The sequence below is a fragment of the Agromyces marinus genome (genome assembly GCF_021442325.1).
GTDB classification, from domain to species: domain Bacteria; phylum Actinomycetota; class Actinomycetes; order Actinomycetales; family Microbacteriaceae; genus Agromyces; species Agromyces marinus.
Genome location: NZ_CP087879.1, coordinates 2107679 through 2126118 on the forward strand (window position 1 = coordinate 2107679; position 18440 = coordinate 2126118).

Genomic DNA, 18440 nt, shown 5'->3' on the forward strand with positions numbered 1-18440 from the left:
CTTCGCTCAGGTCGCTTGGCTCAGGTCGCTTCGGAGTCGAACGGCGCGGGCTCGCCGGCCGCTACCGTCTGCAGCTTGCGCTTGCGCTGCAGGTACGCCGAGTTCTCGTTGACCGCGGCGCGGGCGACGACGGGCTTGGCGGGTTCGGCGAACGGGTCGACCTCGGTCAGCGCCTCGCGGATGATCCGGCGCGGGTCGTACTGGCGCGGGTCGAGCTTGCGCCAGTCGACGTCGTCGAAGTCGGAGCCCATCTCCTCGCGCACGCGGTCCTTCGCGCCGTTGGCCATGTCGCGCATGTTGCGGACGAAGCGGCCGAGTTGCGCGGCGTAGTGGGGCAGGCGCTCGGGCCCGAGCAGGAAGACGGCGATCACCCCGATGATGAGGAGTTTGTCGAAGGTCAGGCCGCCCATGCGCACAAGGATAGTCGGCGGCGAGCCGCGCGCCGACCACGTGATCGCCCCCTAGGCTTCAGGGGTTGACAGATTCACCGGGAGCCGCCACGTGTCCGAGCACGACCTGAACTGGAAGTACGTCGATGAAGCCGTCGTCGAGTCCGAGTCGATCGCCCGGGCTCGTCTGCAGTCGCTCGAGCTCGGGATCGAGCCGATCTCGCCCGCGGTCGGGGCGCAGCTCGCGGTGGTCGCGGCAGCGTGCGACGCTCGCGCGATCATCGAGGTCGGCACTGGCGTCGGCGTCTCGGGGCTGTGGATGCTCCAGGCTGCGCGGTCGGCGCACCTGACCTCGATCGACACCGAGACCGAGTACCAGCAGCACGCGCGCGAGCACTTCGCGGATGCGGGCATCGCCGCGGCGCGCGTGCGCCTGATCGCGGGCAGGGCGGGCGAGGTGCTGCCGCGCATGAACGAGCGCTCGTACGACGTGGTGGTCGTCGATGCGGATGCCGCGTCGGTCATCGAGTACGTCGAGCACGGCCTCCGGCTCGCCAAGCCCGGCGGGAGCGTGCTGGTGGCGCGTGCTCTGTGGAAGGGGCGGGTGGCCGACCCGGCACGGCGAGACGACGTTGCGTCGGCGTTCCGCGGGCTCATCTCGGAACTCGCGGGTTCGTCGGCGGTGGTCACCGCCATCTCGCCGGCCGGGGACGGGCTGCTGCAGATCGTGAAGCTGGGCGCCTGACTAGGCCGCGTTGACGACGCCGCCGAGGACGTCGTAGAGCTCCTTGGCCTCGGCGTCGTTCACCGAGACGACGAGTCGACCGCCACCCTCGAGGGGTACGCGCACGATGATGAGCCGCCCCTCCTTCACAGCCTCCATCGGTCCGTCTCCAGTGCGTGGCTTCATAGCCGCCATTGAGCTACCCCTTTCGTGGCTGAATCTCCATTATCCCGCATCGGGGGCTCGTACCGGACACCCGAGCCCTCGTTGTGGAGGATCGTCTACGGATCGTGGAGGCTCGTCTGCGGATCACGGCGGTGTCCAGTCGTATCCGTCGATGCGCCAGCCGATGAGCAACCACCCGACCTGCAGCGCGAGCGAGGCGACCACGAGACCGCCCCGCCACCACGGCGAGCGCGGAACGGCCAGGGCGCCCGCGAGCGGGAACAGGGGCGCCAGCAGCCGGAACGTGCTCGACTGCGGGAAGAACACGGCGAACAGGTAGAGCGCGTAGCTCGCGCACCAGAGGCGCAGGTCGACCCCGAGCCGCTTGACCCACGGTGTGAAGAGGAAGACTGCGAACCCGACGACGAGCGCGATGGGTGCGATGGTCCCCATCGGCTGGCCGAGCCACCAGTCGCCGGACTGGAACCAGGGCGTGAGCGGGGCGAGTTCGACGTAGCCGATGTAGGGCGCGCGCCAGGCCAGTTCGGTGTCGAGGTATGCGGTCGGGCTTCCGGTCACGGCCCAGGCGACGACGGGCCAGGCGAGGCCGACGAGGCCGGCGAAGACGGCGACGGATGCCACGACGACCTGCTCACGAGCGGGGAACGGATCGCGTTCACGCGTGAACCACCGCACGATCCAGTGCAACCCGAGCGTGAGGGCGAACGCGAGCGCGCCGGGGCGGGTGAACGCCCAGACGGCGAGGACGGGCAGGAGCCACACGTAGCGCCGGTCGACGAGTAGGAGCAGCGCGATCGCGAGCCAGAGGAAGCCGAGCGATTCGGCGTACCCGAACTGCATGATGGGCGCGACGGGTGCGACGCAGAACAGCACGACGGCGAACATCGCCTGGTCGGGTTCGAGGAACCTCGTCATGAGGCGGTGGAACACGAGTGCCGCGCCGAGCCCTGCTGCGAGTGCGACGAGCACCGACGCGACATCCCAGGGCAGCCCCGCGGTCGTGAAGACGCGCACGATCGCGGGGAACGCGGGCAGGAACGCCCATGCGTTCTCGGCGACGTGCCCGTTGTCGTCGATCGGCAGATCGCTCGGGTAGCCGCCGACGGCGATCCACGCGTACCACCTGGCATCCCACAGGTTGGCATATGCGAAGTAGCCGGGCTTCGCGCCGGTCCACGCGTTCGCCGCCTGCCCCTGCGCCATGACCAGCACGAACACGGTGGTGATCGCGCGCGCCGCGGCGTAGATCAGGGTGACGCGCGCCCACCACGGCAGCACGCGCCAGCGCACGCGCGGCGACCAGCGCGACCGGCGCGTCGGGCGCCCGGTCAGTGCGAGCCGCCCGTGAGCCACGAGCGCAGCGCGCGTTCGCACGCGAGGATCTCGTCGCAGGCGACGCGTTCGTCGTCGGCATGGGCGAGCAGCGGGTCGCCGGGCCCGAAGTTCACGGCGGGGATGCCGAGCGCGCTGAAGCGCGCGACATCGGTCCACCCGTACTTCGGTCGCGCCTCGGCGCCGACCGCGCGAACGAACTCCTGCGCGAGCGGGTCGTCGAGCCCTGGACGCGCGCCTTCAGAGGCATCCGTCACGGTCAGTTCGTACTCGGGGAACAGCGCCCGCACGTACTCGGTCGCCTCGGCGACCGACCGGCTGGGCGCGAAGCGGTAGTTGAGGGTGAGCACGGCGTCGTCGGGGATGACGTTGCCGGCGACGCCGCCGTGCACGAACACGGCGTTGAGCCCCTCGCGGTAGTCGAGCCCGTCGACGCGCACGGTCTCGGCCTCGAACGCGGCGAGCCGTTCGAGCGCGGGCGCGAGCTTGTGGATCGCGTTCTCGCCCACCCAGCTGCGCGCGGAGTGCGCGCGGCGACCGGTCGCGCGCAGTTCGACCCGGAGGGTGCCGTTGCATCCCCCCTCGACCTGGCCGTTCGACGGTTCGCCGAGGATCGCGAAGTCGCCCGCGAACAGGTCGGGGCGCGTGCGCAGCACGCGGCCGAGCCCGTTCAGGTCGGCCGCGACCTCTTCGTGGTCGTACCACATCCAGGTCACGTCGACGACGGGTTCGGCGAGTTCGCGCGCGAGTTTGAGCTGCACGGCGACGCCGGCCTTCATGTCGACCGTGCCGCGCCCCCACAGCACGCGGCGGCCGTCTTCTTCGATGAACCGCGTCGGCACGTTGCCGTTGATCGGCACGGTGTCGAGATGCCCGGCGATCACGACCCGCCGGTCGCGCCCGAGGTTCGTGCGCGCGATCACCGTGTCGCCGTCGCGCACGATCTCGAGGTGCGCCGCGCCCGCGAGCGACTCGACGACGAGGTCGGCGAGCGCCCGCTCCTCCCCCGACACGCTCGGAACATCGCAGATCGCCTGCGTGATCGCGACCGCGTCGGCGGACAGGTCGAGGGCGGGCACGGGCCGGTCGGGTTCAGCCATGCCCTGAAGTCTACGAGGGGCGGATGCCACGCCCTCCCTCCCTCCCTCCCTCCCTCCCCCTCCCTCCCACCCTCCCCTCCTCCCGCGATTCAGGACGTTCGTGCTCGCTGCCGGCGTGTCGACACGCGACACGCCGACCACACAGGAGATCGTCCTGAATCGCGAAGCCGGTCGGCACGGGTCGGCACCGGTCGGCACCGGTCGAAGCCGGTCGGCACCGGTCGGAACCGGTCGGCACCGGTCGGCATGTATCGGAACGGGTCGGGGTCGGTGCGGGCGGCATCCCGCGCCTCGGTACCCTTGAACCATGCCCGCTGACTCGCCGAACACGACCGCGCCCGCAACCGCCTGGGGCGACGGCCTCGCCACGATCGCCGCCGACGGCACGGTCCTCGACACCTGGTTCCCGTCGCCGCGGCTCGGCGAGCCCGCCGCCGACGAGCCCGCGTGGGAGCCGCCGACCGGCGCGGTCGGCCCCGACGAGCGCCGCGGCGTGCGCGTCGAGGTCGTGCGCGTCGCGATCCGGCTCGACGAGGCACCCGCGAGCACGTCGGATGCGTACCTGCGCCTGCACCTGCTCTCGCACCTGCTCGTCGCGCCGAACGGCATCAACCTCGACGGCGTGTTCGGTCATCTGCCGAATGTCGCCTGGACCAACGCGGGCCCCGTGCACCCCGACGACCTCGACCGGTTGCGGCCCACGCTGTTGCGCGCCGGCATCCACGTCACCGGGCTCGACAAGTTCCCGCGCCTGCTCGACTACGTGATCCCCGAGCGGGTGCGCATCGCCGACGCGTCGCGCGTGCGCCTCGGCGCGCACCTCGCGCCGGGCACGACGGTCATGCACGAGGGGTTCGTGAACTTCAACGCCGGAACGCTCGGCGCCTCCATGGTCGAGGGCCGCATCTCGCAGGGCGTCGTCGTCGGCGAGGGCAGCGACATCGGCGGCGGCGCATCGATCATGGGCACCCTCTCGGGCGGCGGCACGCAACGCGTGTCGATCGGTGAGCGCGCACTGCTCGGCGCGAACGCCGGCATCGGCATCTCGATCGGCGACGACTCCATCGTCGAGGCCGGGCTCTACGTCACGGCGGGCACCAAGGTCGTCGTCCGCGGCGCCGCCGGCGAACGCGACCGCGTGCTGAAGGCCGTCGAACTCTCCGGCGTTCCGAACCTGCTGTTCCGACGCAACTCCCTCGACGGCCGCGTCGAGGTGCTCTCGCGTTCGGGCGAGGGCGTCGCCCTGAACACCGCACTGCACGCCTGATCCGTCCTGCCCCTGCCCCGTGGCATCCGTTCAGAGCGGATGCCGCGGGGTAGGGTGTTCTCCCGGGGCCGCGGGAGCGCGGCCCGACGCATGCGCCGACACGAAGGAGTGACGTGGGAACCGACGCGCCGAGGACCCGACGACGCGGCTGGGCCAAGGTGCTCGTCGTCCTGCTCGCGAGCGTGCTCGTGCTCGGCGCGGCAGCCGTCGGCTACGGCTGGTGGACGATCCAGCGCTCCTTCCCCACCGAATCGGGCCGCATCGCGGTGCCCGGGCTCCAGGCGAGCGTGACCGTGTACCGCGACGACGCCGGCATCCCGCAGCTCGTCGCCGAAACCGACCACGACCTGCTGTTCGCGCAGGGCTACGTGCACGCGCAGGACCGCTTCTGGGAGATGGACTTCCGCCGGCACGTGACCGCCGGCCGCGTCGCGGAGCTCTTCGGCGAGTCGCAGGTCGCGACCGACGCGTTCATCCGCACCCTGAACTGGCGCGGCATCGCCGAGCAGGAGTACGAGGCGCTCGACGCCGACGCGCGCACCCTGTACGACGCGTACGCCGACGGCGTCAACGCCTACCTCGCCGAGCGCAGCGGCGCCGAGCTCTCCCTCGAGTACGCGGTGCTCGCGCTCCAGAACCCCGGGTACGAGCCCGAGCCGTGGTCGCCGGTCGACTCGATCGCGTGGCTCAAGGCGATGGCGTGGGACCTCAGGTCGAACCTCGGCGACGAGCTCGACCGCGCCGTGCTGCTCGGGTCCGGGCTGTCGGACGAACAGGTCGCCGCCCTGCACCCCGACTTCCCGTGGTCGTCGAAGCCGACCATCGTCGGCGGCCCGCCGCCTGCGGCGCCCGCGGCCCTCGACATCCGCACTCTCGACGGCGGCGCGCAGAGCGAGCGAGCGGGTGAAGCGGATGCCGCGGCGGCATCCGACACGGACGCCTCGACCGGCGATCCGGCCGATCTGAACGCCGGAGTCGACACGACCGCCGCGGCCGACGCCGCCGACCTGCTCGGCGACCTCGCCGCGCGCATCGACGCGATCCCCGAACTCATGGGCCCCGAGGGCGGCGACCTCGGGTCGAACTCGTGGGTCGTCTCGGGCGCCCTCACCGAGACCGGCCTGCCGCTGCTCGCCAACGACCCGCACCTCGGGCCCGCCATGCCCTCCATCTGGGTGCAGATGGGCCTGCACTGCACGCAGCCGTCGGCGGCGTGCACGTTCGACGTGGCCGGCTACGGCTTCGCGGGCCTGCCCGGCATCGTCATCGGCCACAACGACCGCATCGCCTGGGGCTTCACGAACCTCGGGCCCGACGTGGCCGATCTCTACGTCGAACGCGTCGCCGGCGACGCCTACGAACTCGACGGCGCGGCCGTGCCGCTGACCCTCCGCGAGGAGGTCATCGAGGTCGCGGGCGGCGAGCCGGTCACGATCACGGTCCGCTCGACCGAGCGCGGCCCGATCGTCTCCGACGTCGGCGCAGGATTCGCCGATGTCGCCGACGGCTACGGCCGCGCCGAGTCCGAGGCCGCCGAAACCGCCGCCGACGCCGGCGTCGGCCCCGACGCCGAGCTCGCCGTCTCGCTGCAGTGGACCGCCCTGCAACCCGGCCGCACCGCGCAGGCGATCTTCGACCTCGACCGTGCGAGCGACTGGGAGGAGTTCCGCGCAGCGGCCGAGCGGTTCGACGTGCCCGCGCAGAACCTCGTCTACGCCGACGTCGACGGCAACATCGGCTACCAGGCGCCGGGGCTCATCCCGGTGCGCGCGACCGGCGACGGCACGGTGCCGCTGCCCGGCTGGACGAGCGCGAACGGCTGGACGGGCTGGGTGCCGTTCGCCGACCTGCCGTCGGTGCAGAACCCCGAACGCGGCTACCTCGTGACCGCGAACAACGCCGTCTCGCAGAACGGCCCGATGCTGACCCAGGACTGGGACCTCGGCTACCGCGCGGAGGGCATCGAGCGGCGCCTCGCCGAACTCGTCGCCGCGGGCGAGCCGATCACCGCGGCCGAGATGGCCGACGTGCAACTCGACACGCGCGACGCGAACGCCGAGACGTTCCTCCCCGTCATCGCCGGGCTCGAGCTCGACGGCGACGCCGGGCGCGGCGCGGCCCTCCTCGCCGAATGGGATGCCGCGGCCGACGCCGACAGCGCCGAGGCCGCGTACTTCGCCGTGTTCTGGAAGACCCTGCTCGACCGCATGTTCGACGGCCTCCCCGACGAAGCTCAGCCCGTCGGCGGCGACCGGTGGTTCTCGGTCGTCGGAACCCTCCTCGGCACCCCCGGGGACCCGTGGTGGTCCGATGCCGAGTCGGGCGCGACCGGGCGCGACGCCGTGCTCGCCGCCTCGCTCGAGGCGGCGTGGGCCGAGGCATCCGCGCTCATGGGCGACGACCCGGCCGACTGGCGCTGGGGTCGTCTGCACACGTTGACCCTCACGAACCAGACCTTCGGCACGTCGGGCATCGGTCCGATCGAGTGGCTGTTCAACCGGGGCCCCTACGAGACCGGCGGCGGATCGGCGATCGTGAACGCCAACGGCTGGGATGCCACGGAGGGCTACGGGGTGAACTGGGTGCCGTCGATGCGCATGGTCGTCGACCTCGCGGACTTCGACGACTCGACGTGGGTCAACCTGACCGGGGCGTCGGGGCACGCGTTCCACCCGCACTACGACGACCAGGCGCCGCTGTGGCAGCGGGGCGAGGCGCTGCCGTGGGCGTTCACCCGCGAGGCCGTCCAGGATGCGGCGGTCGACGCGCTCGTGCTCACGCCGGGCGACTGAGCCGCGGCGGGCGCGCCCGCGCGCGGCGCCCGCGCGGCGCCGGCCGCACCTAGCGCAGCACCGAACTCAGCAGCAGGCTCGTCTCGCTGTTGACGACGCCGTCGATCGAGCGGATGCGACCGAGCACGCCGTCGAACTCCCCCAGCGTCGCCGTGCGCAGTTCGGCGACGAGGTCCCAACCGCCGTTCGTGGTGTGCAGCGCGATGATCTCGGGGAAGCCGCGCAGGCGCCGGATCACGTCGTCGGTCGTGCGCCCCTCGACCTCGATGAACGACACGGCGTGGATCGCGAGCGGGTCGAGTTCGTCGCGCACGCGCACCGAGAACCCGATGATGATGCCGGATGCCACGAGCCGGTCGATGCGGCCCGTGACGGTCGCCCGGGCCACGCCCAGCCGGCGCGCGAGCTCGGCGACGGGCGCCCGCCCGTCCCCGCGAAGCAGGGCGAGCAGTCGCCGATCGAGTTCATCGAGCTGGTCCATGCGCACATCGTAATCCGGATGTGCGCAATCTGCGTACTCAGCCGACGATCCGTGAGCAGGACGGTCGTTGCTGTTGCATATCGACGGATCGTACTCTCGAATCACCGAACAGAAGGGACCTTCGATGACGAGTTTCGTAGACGTACGCAACATGGTCGGCTGGGTCGCCGCCACCGGCCCCGAGGCGATCATCGCCGGGATCATCGACTACCTCGAGCATGACTTCGCGCGCTGGGAGCAGTTCGACAAGACCCCGCGCGTGGCCAGCCACACGCCCTTCGGCGTGATCGAGCTCATGCCGACGAGCGACCACGAGTCCTACGCGTTCAAGTACGTCAACGGCCACCCGTCGAACCCCGCACGCGGCTTCCAGACCGTGACCGCCTTCGGCGTGCTCGCCGACGTGCACAACGGCTACCCCACCTTCCTCGCCGAGATGACCGTGCTCACGGCGCTGCGCACCGCCGCGACCTCCGCGTTCGCGGCGAAGCTCCTCGCGCGCCCCGACTCCGAGGTCATGGCCATGATCGGCACCGGCAGCCAGGCCGAGTTCCAGGCGCTCGCGTTCCGGCACGCCCTCGGCATCCGCTCGCTGCGCGTCTACGACGTCGACCCCGACGCGATCGCCAAGTTCGTGCGGAACATGCTCCCGCTCGGCTTCGAGATCGAGGTCGCCGGAAGCGCGGCCGAAGCCCTCGCGGGCGCCGACATCGTCACGACCTGCACGGCCGACAAGGCGCGCGCCACGGTCGTCGCCGACGAGTGGGTGACGCCCGGTATGCACCTGAACGCGATCGGCGGCGACTGCCCCGGCAAGACCGAGCTCGACGCAGCCATCCTCGACCGCGCCGAGGTGTTCGTCGAGTACACCCCGCAGACCCGCATCGAGGGCGAGATCCAGGCCAAGCCCGACGACTTCGCCGTCACGGAACTCTGGGAGGTCCTGGCCGGGCGCCGCCCCGGCCGCTCGGGCGCCGACGCGATCACGCTCTTCGACTCGGTCGGGTTCGCGATCGAGGACTTCTCGGCGCTGCGCTACGTGCGCGACCAGGTCGCCGGCACCCGGTACGAGCAGCGGATCGACCTCGTCGCCGACCCCGACGACCCGAAGGACCTGTTCGGCCTCATGGGCGCGTTCTCCCCGGTGGGCTGAGGCGTGTCCGTCCAGTCCCCCGCCGCGGTCGTCATGGTGCGCCCGCACGCCTTCGCCCCCAACCCCGAGACGCTCGCCGACAACGGCTTCCAGCGCGGCGCCGGCAGCGCAGGCAGAGCGGATGCCGCGCGCATCGCGGCATCCGCCCACGACGAGGTGACCCGCGCCGCCGCCGCACTCGAGGCCGCGGGCGTGACCGTGCACCTCTTCGAGGACGAGACCGCGCACCGACCCGACAGCGTGTTCCCCAACAACTGGATCTCGACGCATTCGGGCGGGCACATCGCGCTGTTCCCGATGTTCACGCCGAACCGTCGCACCGAGCGGCGCGGCGACATCGTCGAACTGCTGAAGACGACCTACCGCGTGCAGGACGTCATCGACTACTCGGGGCTCGAGTACGACGACGTGTTCCTCGAGGGCACGGGCGCGATGGTGCTCGACCACGAGTCGCGCATCGCCTACGCCGCCCGCTCGAACCGCGCCGACCCGATCGCGCTCGAACGCTTCTGCACGAACTTCGGGTACGAGCCGATGGTGTTCGACGCCGTCGACGGGCGCGGCATCGCGGTGTACCACACCAACGTGATCCTCAGCATCGCGACCGAGTTCGCGCTCATCGCCGCCGACATGCTCGTCTCCCCCGCGCGGCGCGAGCAGGTCATGGACCGCCTCGCCGCCCGCGGCCGCCGCGACGTCATCGCGCTCACGAACGCGCAGGTCGACGCGTTCGCGGGCAACGCCCTCGAACTGTGGGGCGCCGACGGGCGCGTGCTCGCGCTCTCGCGCACCGCGTTCGACGCACTCACCACCGATCAGCGCGCGCGGATCGAGCGATCTGCGCGGCTGCTGCCGCTCGACGTGCCCACGATCGAGCTCGCCGGCGGGTCCGTGCGGTGCATGCTCGCGGGCGTGCACCTCGACCCACGGCCCGGGCTCGTCGAGCATCGGGCGAGCCCGGTCGACGACGCCTCGGCCGACGAGATCGCGGCGCTCTGAGCGCAGGCGGCAGGGCGCATGAGGAGAGCGGATGCCGTGGCATCCGCTCTCTTCGAAGACCTGGGTTCAGCGCGCCGGGTAGTGCCGTTCGAGGGACCCCGTGTACAGCTGCTGCGGGCGACCGATCTTGGTCTGCGGGTCGAGGTTCATCTCGCGCCAGTGCGCGATCCAGCCCGGAAGCCGGCCGATCGCGAACAGCACGGTGAACATGCGCGTCGGGAAGCCCATCGCCTTGTAGATGACGCCCGTGTAGAAGTCGACGTTCGGGTACAGGCGGCGCTGCTGGAAGTAGTCGTCCTCGAGGGCGAACTGCTCGAGCTCCTTCGCGATGTCGAGCAGCGGGTCGTTGATGCCGAGCCCCTCGAGCACCGCATCGGCGCTCTCCTTGACGATCTTCGCGCGCGGGTCGTAGTTCTTGTAGACCCGGTGGCCGAAGCCCATGAGCTTGACGCCGTCCTCCTTGCGCTTGACGCGCTCGACGAACTTGCCGACGCCCTCGCCCGAGTCCCGGATGCGGGCGAGCATCTGCAGGACCGCCTCGTTCGCGCCGCCGTGGAGCGGACCCGACAGGGCCTGGATGCCGGCCGAGATCGACGAGTACAGGTTCGCCCCCGTCGAGCCGACGAGCCGCACGGTCGAGGTCGACGCGTTCTGCTCGTGGTCCTCGTGCAGGATCAGGAGCCGGTCGAGGGCCTGCACGAGCGTCGGGTCGAGCGAGTACGGCTCGGCCATGTTGCCGAAGTTCAGGCGCAGGAAGTTCTCGACGAAGCCGAGCGAGTTGTCGGGGTAGAGGAAGGCCTGCCCGATGCTCTTCTTGTGCGCGTATGCGGCGATGACCGGCATCTTCGCGAGCAGGCGGATGGTCGTGAGCTCGACGTGGTCGGGATCGTGCGGGTCCGACGAGTCCTCGTAGTAGGTCGAGAGGGCTGCGACCGCGCTCGAGAGCACCGACATCGGGTGCGCCGTGTGCGGCAGCGCGGAGAAGAACCGCTTGAGGTCCTCGTGCAGGAGCGTGTGCCGACGGATCTTGTCGTCGAACTCCGCGAGCTGGTCGGGAGTGGGCAGTTCGCCGTACATGAGCAGCCACGCGACCTCGAGGTAGGTCGAGTTCTCGGCCAGCTCCTCGATCGGGAACCCGCGGTAGCGCAGGATTCCCTGCTCGCCGTCGATGTAGGTGATCGCCGAACGCGTCGAAGCGGTGTTGACGAAACCGTAGTCGAGCGCGGTCAACCCCGTCTGACGGGTGAGCGTCGACAGGTCGATGCTGGAGTTTCCCTGCGCTGCGGCATGGATGGGGAACTCGGCCGTTCCGCCCGGGAAGGTCAGCGTCGCGGTCGGATCGATTCCGGCCGCTTCATGCTGGACGTTGGTCACGGTGTCTCCTGTGATCGTCACTGTTTCGCGTTCCCTGCTCTCCAGCCGGGCACCGTTCGGCGCTCGCGGCCCGACCTACAGCCTAGACGTGCCACGACGGCACTGTCGCATCCGCCAAGAGATGGCGCGATTCGCGTGCGGAAAGCTACAGTCGGTTGCCCGGCGGTCACCGGATCGCCACGGCGCCCAGCCGGGCCGCCGCCTCACCGATGCGCTCGTCGGTCGCGGTCAGCGACAACCGGACGTGCTCGGGGAAGTGGACTCCGTAGAAGTGACCGGGGCCGGCGAGGATCCCGAGATCGGCGAGACGACCGATCGATTCCCACGCATCGCGCCCCTCGGTCGCCCAGAGGTAGAGCCCGGCTTCGCTCCGGTCGATGCGGAACCCGGCGGCCTCGAGCGCGGGCTTCACCCGATCACGACGTGCACGGTAGCGCTCCTTCTGCTCGGCGACGTGCACGTCGTCGGCGAGCGCCGCGACCATCGCGTGCTGGAGCGGCTGCGGCAGCATGAGCCCGGCGTGCTTGCGGACGTTCGTGATCCGGGCGACGAGCGTCCGGCAGCCCGCGAGGAAGGCCGCACGGTACCCCGCCATGTTCGACTGCTTCGACAGCGAGTAGATCACGAGGATGTCGCTGCGGTCGCCGTCGGTCACCGCCGGGTCGAGCAGGCTCGGGGCGGGCCGGTCGGCCCACTCGCCCTCCCACCCGAGTTCGGCGTAGCATTCGTCGCCGACGATGATCGCCCCGAGCTCGCGAGCGCGAGCGCGCGCGGCGCGGAGCTCGTCGACCGTGAGCACCCGGCCGTCCGGGTTGCCCGGGCTGTTCACCCAGACCAGGCGCGTGCCCTCGGGCCACTCGGCCGGGTCGTCGGCCGCGACGGACCGGGCGCCGACCAGCACGGCACCCATCTCGTAGCTCGGGTAGGCGGCGCGCGGATGCACGACGATGTCGCCCTCGCCGAGACCGAGCAGGAACGGCAGGAGCGCGACGACCTCCTTCGACCCGATCGTCGGCAGCACGTTCGCCTCCGTCAGGCCCGTCACGCCGCGGCGGCGCTCGAACCAGCGCACGATCTCCGCGCGCAGCTTCGGCGTGCCGACCGTCGTCGGATACGCGTGCGCATTGGTCGCAGCGGCGAGCGCCTCGCGCACGACGCCGGGCGTCGGGTCGACCGGAGAGCCGATCGACAGGTCGACGATGCCGCCGTGGTGCGATGCCGCCCGGTCCCGGTACGGGGCCATGAGGTCCCACGGGTAGTCGGGCAGCTCGCCGCGTGCCACGCTCAGTGACCCTGCGGGGGCAGCGCGGCGATGAGCGGGTGGTCCTTCGGGATCACGCCGACCTTCGCGGCACCGCCGGGCGAGCCGACCTCGTCGAAGAACTCGACGTTGGCCTTGTAGTAGTCGGCCCACTCGTCCGGCAGGTCGTCTTCGTAGTAGATCGCCTCGACCGGGCACACGGGCTCGCAGGCGCCGCAGTCGACGCACTCGTCGGGGTGGATGTACAGCGACCGTTCGCCCTCGTAGATGCAGTCGACGGGACACTCGTCGATGCACGCGCGGTCTTTCACATCGACGCACGGCAGGGCGATGACGTAGGTCATTGTGGGTCGCTGTCCCTTCGGTGGAGCTGGAATGCCAGTCTATGCGCGCGACGAGCCGCGCGTCGGCAGCGAAGGAAACGCAACGACCACGACCGCGATGAGCGCGGGTGCGACCGCCCAGATCGTGCCGACGAGCCCGTCGACGACGAGGATCGAGCCGCCCGGTCCGGGCAGGGTCAGCAGCCCGACCGACGCGATGACACCGGCCGCGGCCGCGATCGACGCACCCCGGCCGCCCGCCACCGTGCGGATGCCGATGAGCAGCGCGGCGACCCCGACGAGCGCGGCCACGAGCCCCCAGGGGATCTCGACCTCGCCGATCCGCCACGAGTGACGGTGCCCGATCGTGCCGATCGTGCCGTACAGCGCGCCGACGAGGAACGCGACCGCCAGGGTCCCGATGCGTGCGCCGACCGAGCGCTCGTGCCCGCGGTCGCTCACGGTGCCGGAGTGACGGTGTACGTCACCGTCGATCCGTCGCCGACGAGGATCACGAGGTGCTGCCCGTCGGAGTAGACGGCGCCCCCGGCGTTCTCGCCGCTGACCGACCGGTCCTCGGAGAACCCGGCCGCTTCGAGTTCGGACCGGGCGTCGCCCAGCGCGTCCGGTGCGGTGGAGCTCAGCACGACCATCCATCCCTCACCGCCCGCGGAGCCGCCTGCCAGCTCGATGGTCCCGTCGATGACCGGGACGGATGCCGGGAAGTCGGCGGTCAGCTCACCGCTGAGTTCGACCTGGCCTCCGGTCGCATCCTCGACCGCGCCGCGGACTCCGTCCTCGACGAGTTCCTGGACGGGACCGGCGCATCCGGCGAGCAGGAGGACGGCGGTGATGCCGCCCACGAGTGCGGGCGCGACGCGGCCGCGCGAACGGAGAACGGGCATGGCGGGAGTCTAGACCGCCACGCTGTGCGGTGGCCCCGTCGATCGTTCGCCCGCCGTCCGCGCCGTCCTCGCCGGGCGGGCCGAACAGCCGACGCGATGCCGTAGCGTGGGCGACGGCGCGGTGCGGATGCCGCGGGAAGGACGATCGCCGATGACCGAACAGCCCGGAACCGACGAGCGCGCGCCGCTGGTGCGCGTCGAGCGCGACGGCGTCGTCGCCACCGTCGTCATCGACCGCCCCAAGGCGCTGAATGCCCTCTCCCCCGACGTGCTGCGCGCGGTCGCCGAGGCGTTCGATGCGCTCGCCGCCGAGGGCGACGCCGTGCGCGGCGTACTGGTCGTCGGCGAGGGGGGTCGTGCGTTCGTCGCGGGTGCCGACATCCGCTCGCTCTCGACGCTGACGCCCGAGGAGGGCGCCGAGGCGGCACGGCTCGGCCACCGCGTCGCGGCGACGATCGAGGCCTTCCCGGCGCCCGTGATCGCGTGCGTCGACGGATTCGCGCTCGGCGGCGGGCTCGAGCTCGCGCTCGCGTGCGACGAGATCTACGCGACCGACGCGTCGTGGTTCGGTCAGCCCGAGGTGCGGCTGGGACTCATCCCCGGGTTCGGGGGCACCGTGCGACTGCCGCGCGCGGTCGGCCTGCCGCTCGCGAAGGAGCTCATCTTCACCGGGCGCCGCATCGACGCCGCCGAGGCCGAGTCCGCGGGGCTCGTGACCCGACGGTTCGCCGACCGCGACGCGCTGCTCGCCGGCGCACGGGCGACCATCGCCGAGGTCGCCGAGAACGCGTGGACCGCCGTCGCCCTGGCCAAGCGCGTGCTCGTGCAGGCGGCGGGGACCCCGACCGCCGTGGCGACCGAGGCCGAGGTGACCGGGTTCGGCGACGCGTTCCGCACCGACGACATGCGCGAGGGCGTCGCGGCGTTCCTCGAGAAGCGCGAACCGCGCTTCACGGGGCGCTGACGCCGATCAGCCCGTCACGTTCGACTGGAGCCAGGCCATGCCGTCGAAGCGGACCCCGTCGGTGCCGTACATCTCGAGGTGCAGGTGGGGGCCGGTCGACTGGCCGGTCGTTCCCACCGTGCCCAGCGCCTGACCGGCGCTGACTCGCTGCCCGACGGAGACCGCGAGGGATCCGTACTGCATGTGCGCGTACAGCGACGTGATCACGCGACCGTTGATGTTGTGCTGGACCTCGACGTACACGCCGAGTCCGCCGCCCGCCTCGGTTGCGGTGATGACGACGCCGTCGGCGATCGACCCGATGATCGCACCGTTGCCGGGATTGAAGTCGATGCCGTCGTGCATCGTCGAGCAGCCGCCGCACGGCGCGATCCGCGGGCCGAAGCCCGAGGCGCTGCGCGACGGGTCGACCGGCCACACGATGCGATCGCCCTGGATGAGCGAGACGCTGCCGAGGCCCGCCACGCTGGACTGGATGGGCGGGGGTGCCGCCTCGACGTCGAATGCGCCGGGATCGATCGGCTGCAGCGCGACCTCGGCCCCGACCTCGAGCGTCTGCGACGGCTCGGAGGCGGACCCCTCGGCCGGTGCGTACACCGAGGCGCTGAGGTCGGGATCGGTCGCTGCGACCGCGAGCGCGGGCAGGCTCGTCGAGAGCAGCATGCCGCCCGCGAAGGTCATGGCGCCGACGGTCATGGCCGGCCGCAGGAGGGAGGGCTTCCGGGAACGCGTCGTCTTCGGCGACGACGCGCCCTGCTCGGGCAGGCTCGTGGTTTCTGGGGCGGCGGCGACCACGGGGGCGGCGGCGCGGCGGTACCGGGGGCGTCCGGCCGCGCGACGGCCGTGCTGGGGGTGAGTCATAGGTGGGGGAGGCTTCAGAGATCAGGTTACGTTTGGGTAACGAATCCTCGGGATTCGAAGATCCCGACAACCGTACGAGGTGGTTTCTGTGAGGAACCTCAATTCCCGCGAGAACGTGTGACCTCACACCAAGAAGGGAGGATGCCGCGGCGAGCCGCCACATCCTCCCCTCGAAGCTTCGGCGACCCGATCAGCCCTGCTTCTTCAGCCGCGACGTGGCCCGCGCACGCGTGGTCGCGTCGAGCTCGACCTTGCGGATGCGCACCTTCTCGGGCGTGACCTCGACGCACTCGTCCTCGCGCGCGAACTCGAGGCACTCCTCGAGCGTCAGCTGGCGCGACGGCGTCATCGACTCGAAGGTGTCGGCCGTCGACGAACGCATGTTCGTCAGCTTCTTCTCCTTCGTGATGTTCACGTCCATGTCGTCGTTGCGGGAGTTCTCGCCGATGACCATGCCCTCGTAGACCTCTTCGGTCGGGTTCACGAAGAAGGTCATGCGCTCCTGCAGCGCGATGATCGCGAACGGCGTCACGACACCCGAACGGTCCGCGACGATCGAGCCGTTGTTGCGCGTCGTGATCGTGCCCGCCCACTCGTCGTAGCCGTGCGAGATCGCGTTGGCGATGCCCGTTCCGCGCGTGATCGTGAGGAACTCGGTGCGGAAGCCGATGAGCCCGCGGCTCGGCACGATGAACTCCATCCGCACCCAGCCGGTGCCGTGGTTCGACATGCCGTCCATGCGGCCCTTGCGGGCGGCGAGGAGCTGCGTGATCGCGCCGAGGTACTCCTCGGGTGCGTCGATCGTGAGGTGCTCGTAGGGCTCCTGGAGCTTGCCGTCGACGGTCCGCGTGACCACCTGCGGCTTGCCGACCGTGAGCTCGAAGCCCTCGCGGCGCATCTGCTCGACGAGGATCGCCAGTGCCAGCTCGCCGCGGCCCTGGACCTCCCACGCGTCGGGCTTGCCGATGTCGAGGACCTTCAGCGAGACGTTGCCGATGAGCTCGCGGTCGAGACGGTCCTTGACCATGCGCGCCGTGAGCTTGTGGCCCTTCACCTTGCCCACGAGCGGCGACGTGTTCGTGCCGATCGTCATCGAGATCGCCGGGTCGTCGACCGTGATGGCCGGGAGCGGACGCACGTCCTCCGGATCGGCGAGCGTCTCGCCGATCGTGATCTCGTCGATGCCCGCGACGGCGATGATGTCGCCGGGCCCGGCGTGCTCGGCCGGGTGGCGCTCGAGCGCCTTGGTCTTCAGCAGCTCGGTGATGCGGACGTTCGAGTGCGAACCGTCGTGCCGCACCCAGGCGACCGTCTGGCCCTTGCGGATCGTGCCGTTGAAGACGCGCAGGAGGGCGAGGCGGCCGAGGAACGGCGACGCGTCGAGGTTCGTGACCCACGCCTGGAGCGGCGCCTCGTCGTCGTACGTCGGCGCGGGGATGTGCGTCAGGATCGCGTCGAACAGTGGCTCGAGGTCTTCGCTGTCGGGCAGCGAACCGTCCGCGGGCTTCGTGCCCGAGGCGCGTCCGGCCTTGCCCGAGGCGTAGACCACCGGGACGTCGAGGATCGCATCGAGGTCGAGGTCGGGCACGTCGTCGGCGAGGTCGGACGCGAGGCCCAGCAGCAGGTCCTGGCTCTCGGCGACGACCTCGTCGATCCGGGCGTCGGGCCGGTCGGTCTTGTTCACGAGCAGGATGACGGGCAGGCGCCCCTCGAGTGCCTTGCGCAGGACGAACCGCGTCTGCGGCAGCGGGCCCTCCGAGGCGTCCACGAGCAGCACGACGCCGTCGACCATCGACAGGCCGCGCTCGACCTCGCCGCCGAAGTCGGCGTGGCCGGGCGTGTCGATGACGTTGATCGTGATCGGGCCGTCGGTCGCGTGCACGCCGTCGTACTCCACCGCCGTGTTCTTGGCGAGGATCGTGATGCCCTTCTCGCGCTCCAACTCGTTCGAGTCCATCGCGCGCTCGTCGACGTGGGCGTGGTCGGCGAAGGAGTGGGTCTGCTTGAGCATCGCGTCGACGAGCGTCGTCTTGCCGTGGTCGACGTGGGCGACGATCGCGACGTTGCGCAGGTCGTTGCGGGTGGCCTTGGCCATGGTTGGGTCCTCGCGTGGGCCGCCGGGATCGGGAGGATTCCGGGGCGCAGATCGGCAGCGCGCTGCGCTGGATGGGAGTCGGTGGGAGCGCGGAGAAGCGGATGACACGGCTCGCGCCCGTCCAGAATACCGTGTCTGGTCACGCCCTCCCGACGCACACCCGCTCCCGACGGACGCGCGTCCTCGTCGAAACGCCGAACGCCCGGCCTCCTCGCGGGGGCCGGGCGTTCGGCG

At 71.1% G+C, this 18440-nt stretch carries 18 protein-coding genes; 6 read left to right on the forward strand and 12 right to left on the reverse strand.

What is annotated here, in order from left to right:
- Window positions 1-20: 20 nt before the first annotated feature.
- Window positions 21-410 (reverse strand): twin-arginine translocase TatA/TatE family subunit, encoded by a 390-nt coding sequence (locus tag DSM26151_RS09830; protein WP_234659380.1) that lies wholly within the window; start codon window positions 408-410, stop codon window positions 21-23.
- Between the two features lie 91 nt (window positions 411-501).
- Between DSM26151_RS09830 and DSM26151_RS09835 the strand changes: the two genes are divergently transcribed.
- Window positions 502-1134, forward strand: coding sequence for an O-methyltransferase (locus tag DSM26151_RS09835; protein ID WP_234659381.1), 633 nt, complete (start codon window positions 502-504; stop codon window positions 1132-1134).
- Here DSM26151_RS09835 and DSM26151_RS09840 read toward each other — a convergent pair whose 3' ends face one another.
- The 3 genes from DSM26151_RS09840 to dapE all read right to left on the reverse strand — a co-directional run bounded on the left by DSM26151_RS09840 (window position 1135) and on the right by dapE (window position 3731).
- Window positions 1135-1308, reverse strand: coding sequence for a DUF3117 domain-containing protein (locus tag DSM26151_RS09840; RefSeq protein WP_019179788.1), 174 nt, complete (start codon window positions 1306-1308; stop codon window positions 1135-1137).
- Between the two features lie 114 nt (window positions 1309-1422).
- The gene (locus DSM26151_RS09845; RefSeq protein ID WP_234659382.1) at window positions 1423-2673 is read right to left on the reverse strand and encodes a hypothetical protein; all 1251 of its coding nucleotides are present in this window, start codon (window positions 2671-2673) and stop codon (window positions 1423-1425) included.
- Window positions 2628-3731: a succinyl-diaminopimelate desuccinylase gene (gene dapE, locus DSM26151_RS09850; protein ID WP_234659383.1), complete on the reverse strand. Its 1104-nt coding sequence runs from the start codon at window positions 3729-3731 to the stop codon at window positions 2628-2630. The genes DSM26151_RS09845 and dapE overlap by 46 nt, the downstream gene beginning before the upstream one ends.
- Window positions 3732-4038: 307 nt before the next feature.
- Here dapE and dapD point away from each other — a divergent pair, with 307 nt between their 5' ends.
- A complete protein-coding gene (gene dapD, locus DSM26151_RS09855; protein WP_234659384.1) occupies window positions 4039-4998 on the forward strand; it encodes a 2,3,4,5-tetrahydropyridine-2,6-dicarboxylate N-succinyltransferase in 960 nt (319 codons plus the stop codon).
- Between the two features lie 113 nt (window positions 4999-5111).
- Window positions 5112-7790 carry a penicillin acylase family protein gene (locus tag DSM26151_RS09860; RefSeq protein ID WP_234659385.1) on the forward strand — a complete coding sequence of 893 codons (2679 nt, stop codon included), beginning with the start codon at window positions 5112-5114 and terminating at the stop codon, window positions 7788-7790.
- Between the two features lie 49 nt (window positions 7791-7839).
- Here the strand turns inward: DSM26151_RS09860 and DSM26151_RS09865 are convergent, their stop codons facing one another.
- On the reverse strand, window positions 7840-8271 hold the full coding sequence (locus DSM26151_RS09865) for an Lrp/AsnC family transcriptional regulator (protein ID WP_234659386.1): 432 nt from the start codon (window positions 8269-8271) through the stop codon (window positions 7840-7842).
- Window positions 8272-8395: 124 nt separating this feature from the next.
- On the opposite strand from DSM26151_RS09865, the gene DSM26151_RS09870 reads away from it, so the two are divergent.
- Together DSM26151_RS09870 and ctlX are read left to right on the forward strand one after the other, a co-directional pair.
- Window positions 8396-9424: an ornithine cyclodeaminase gene (locus DSM26151_RS09870; protein ID WP_286329150.1), complete on the forward strand. Its 1029-nt coding sequence runs from the start codon at window positions 8396-8398 to the stop codon at window positions 9422-9424.
- Window positions 9425-9427: 3 nt separating this feature from the next.
- Window positions 9428-10423 carry a citrulline utilization hydrolase CtlX gene (gene ctlX / locus DSM26151_RS09875; protein ID WP_234659387.1) on the forward strand — a complete coding sequence of 332 codons (996 nt, stop codon included), beginning with the start codon at window positions 9428-9430 and terminating at the stop codon, window positions 10421-10423.
- 66 nt (window positions 10424-10489) lie between these two features.
- Here ctlX and DSM26151_RS09880 read toward each other — a convergent pair whose 3' ends face one another.
- The 5 genes from DSM26151_RS09880 to DSM26151_RS09900 form a co-directional block, all read right to left on the reverse strand.
- Window positions 10490-11797 carry a citrate synthase gene (locus tag DSM26151_RS09880; protein WP_234659388.1) on the reverse strand — a complete coding sequence of 436 codons (1308 nt, stop codon included), beginning with the start codon at window positions 11795-11797 and terminating at the stop codon, window positions 10490-10492.
- Window positions 11798-11963: 166 nt separating this feature from the next.
- Window positions 11964-13079 (reverse strand): succinyldiaminopimelate transaminase, encoded by a 1116-nt coding sequence (gene dapC / locus DSM26151_RS09885; protein WP_326491017.1) that lies wholly within the window; start codon window positions 13077-13079, stop codon window positions 11964-11966.
- 2 nt (window positions 13080-13081) lie between these two features.
- The gene (fdxA, locus tag DSM26151_RS09890) at window positions 13082-13402 is read right to left on the reverse strand and encodes a ferredoxin (protein WP_129235541.1); all 321 of its coding nucleotides are present in this window, start codon (window positions 13400-13402) and stop codon (window positions 13082-13084) included.
- Between the two features lie 39 nt (window positions 13403-13441).
- Complete coding sequence (locus DSM26151_RS09895; RefSeq protein ID WP_234659389.1) at window positions 13442-13843, reverse strand: DUF6113 family protein; 402 nt, start codon at window positions 13841-13843, stop codon at window positions 13442-13444.
- Complete coding sequence (locus DSM26151_RS09900) at window positions 13840-14286, reverse strand: hypothetical protein (RefSeq protein WP_234659390.1); 447 nt, start codon at window positions 14284-14286, stop codon at window positions 13840-13842. The genes DSM26151_RS09895 and DSM26151_RS09900 overlap by 4 nt, the downstream gene beginning before the upstream one ends.
- A gap of 151 nt (window positions 14287-14437) precedes the next feature.
- Between DSM26151_RS09900 and DSM26151_RS09905 the strand changes: the two genes are divergently transcribed.
- Window positions 14438-15250: an enoyl-CoA hydratase/isomerase family protein gene (locus DSM26151_RS09905; RefSeq protein WP_234659391.1), complete on the forward strand. Its 813-nt coding sequence runs from the start codon at window positions 14438-14440 to the stop codon at window positions 15248-15250.
- 6 nt (window positions 15251-15256) lie between these two features.
- On the opposite strand, the gene DSM26151_RS09910 is transcribed toward DSM26151_RS09905, so the two are convergent.
- The gene (locus DSM26151_RS09910) at window positions 15257-16111 is read right to left on the reverse strand and encodes a M23 family metallopeptidase (RefSeq protein ID WP_234659392.1); all 855 of its coding nucleotides are present in this window, start codon (window positions 16109-16111) and stop codon (window positions 15257-15259) included.
- A gap of 190 nt (window positions 16112-16301) precedes the next feature.
- Window positions 16302-18206, reverse strand: a complete 1905-nt coding sequence (gene typA / locus DSM26151_RS09915) for a translational GTPase TypA (protein ID WP_234659393.1) — start codon at window positions 18204-18206, stop codon at window positions 16302-16304.
- Window positions 18207-18440: the final 234 nt, after the last annotated feature.

Coding starts and splice junctions, on each gene's coding strand:
- DSM26151_RS09865 (WP_234659386.1), bottom strand. CDS start 8,271: ATGGACCAGCTCGATGAACTCGATCGGCGACTGCTCGCCCTGCTTCGC.
- DSM26151_RS09840 (WP_019179788.1), bottom strand. CDS start 1,308: ATGGCGGCTATGAAGCCACGCACTGGAGACGGACCGATGGAGGCTGTG.
- DSM26151_RS09830 (WP_234659380.1), bottom strand. CDS start 410: ATGGGCGGCCTGACCTTCGACAAACTCCTCATCATCGGGGTGATCGCC.
- dapE (WP_234659383.1), bottom strand. CDS start 3,731: ATGGCTGAACCCGACCGGCCCGTGCCCGCCCTCGACCTGTCCGCCGAC.
- dapD (WP_234659384.1), top strand. CDS start 4,039: ATGCCCGCTGACTCGCCGAACACGACCGCGCCCGCAACCGCCTGGGGC.
- DSM26151_RS09910 (WP_234659392.1), bottom strand. CDS start 16,111: ATGACTCACCCCCAGCACGGCCGTCGCGCGGCCGGACGCCCCCGGTAC.
- DSM26151_RS09900 (WP_234659390.1), bottom strand. CDS start 14,286: ATGCCCGTTCTCCGTTCGCGCGGCCGCGTCGCGCCCGCACTCGTGGGC.
- DSM26151_RS09870 (WP_286329150.1), top strand. CDS start 8,396: ATGACGAGTTTCGTAGACGTACGCAACATGGTCGGCTGGGTCGCCGCC.
- fdxA (WP_129235541.1), bottom strand. CDS start 13,402: ATGACCTACGTCATCGCCCTGCCGTGCGTCGATGTGAAAGACCGCGCG.
- DSM26151_RS09905 (WP_234659391.1), top strand. CDS start 14,438: ATGACCGAACAGCCCGGAACCGACGAGCGCGCGCCGCTGGTGCGCGTC.
- typA (WP_234659393.1), bottom strand. CDS start 18,206: ATGGCCAAGGCCACCCGCAACGACCTGCGCAACGTCGCGATCGTCGCC.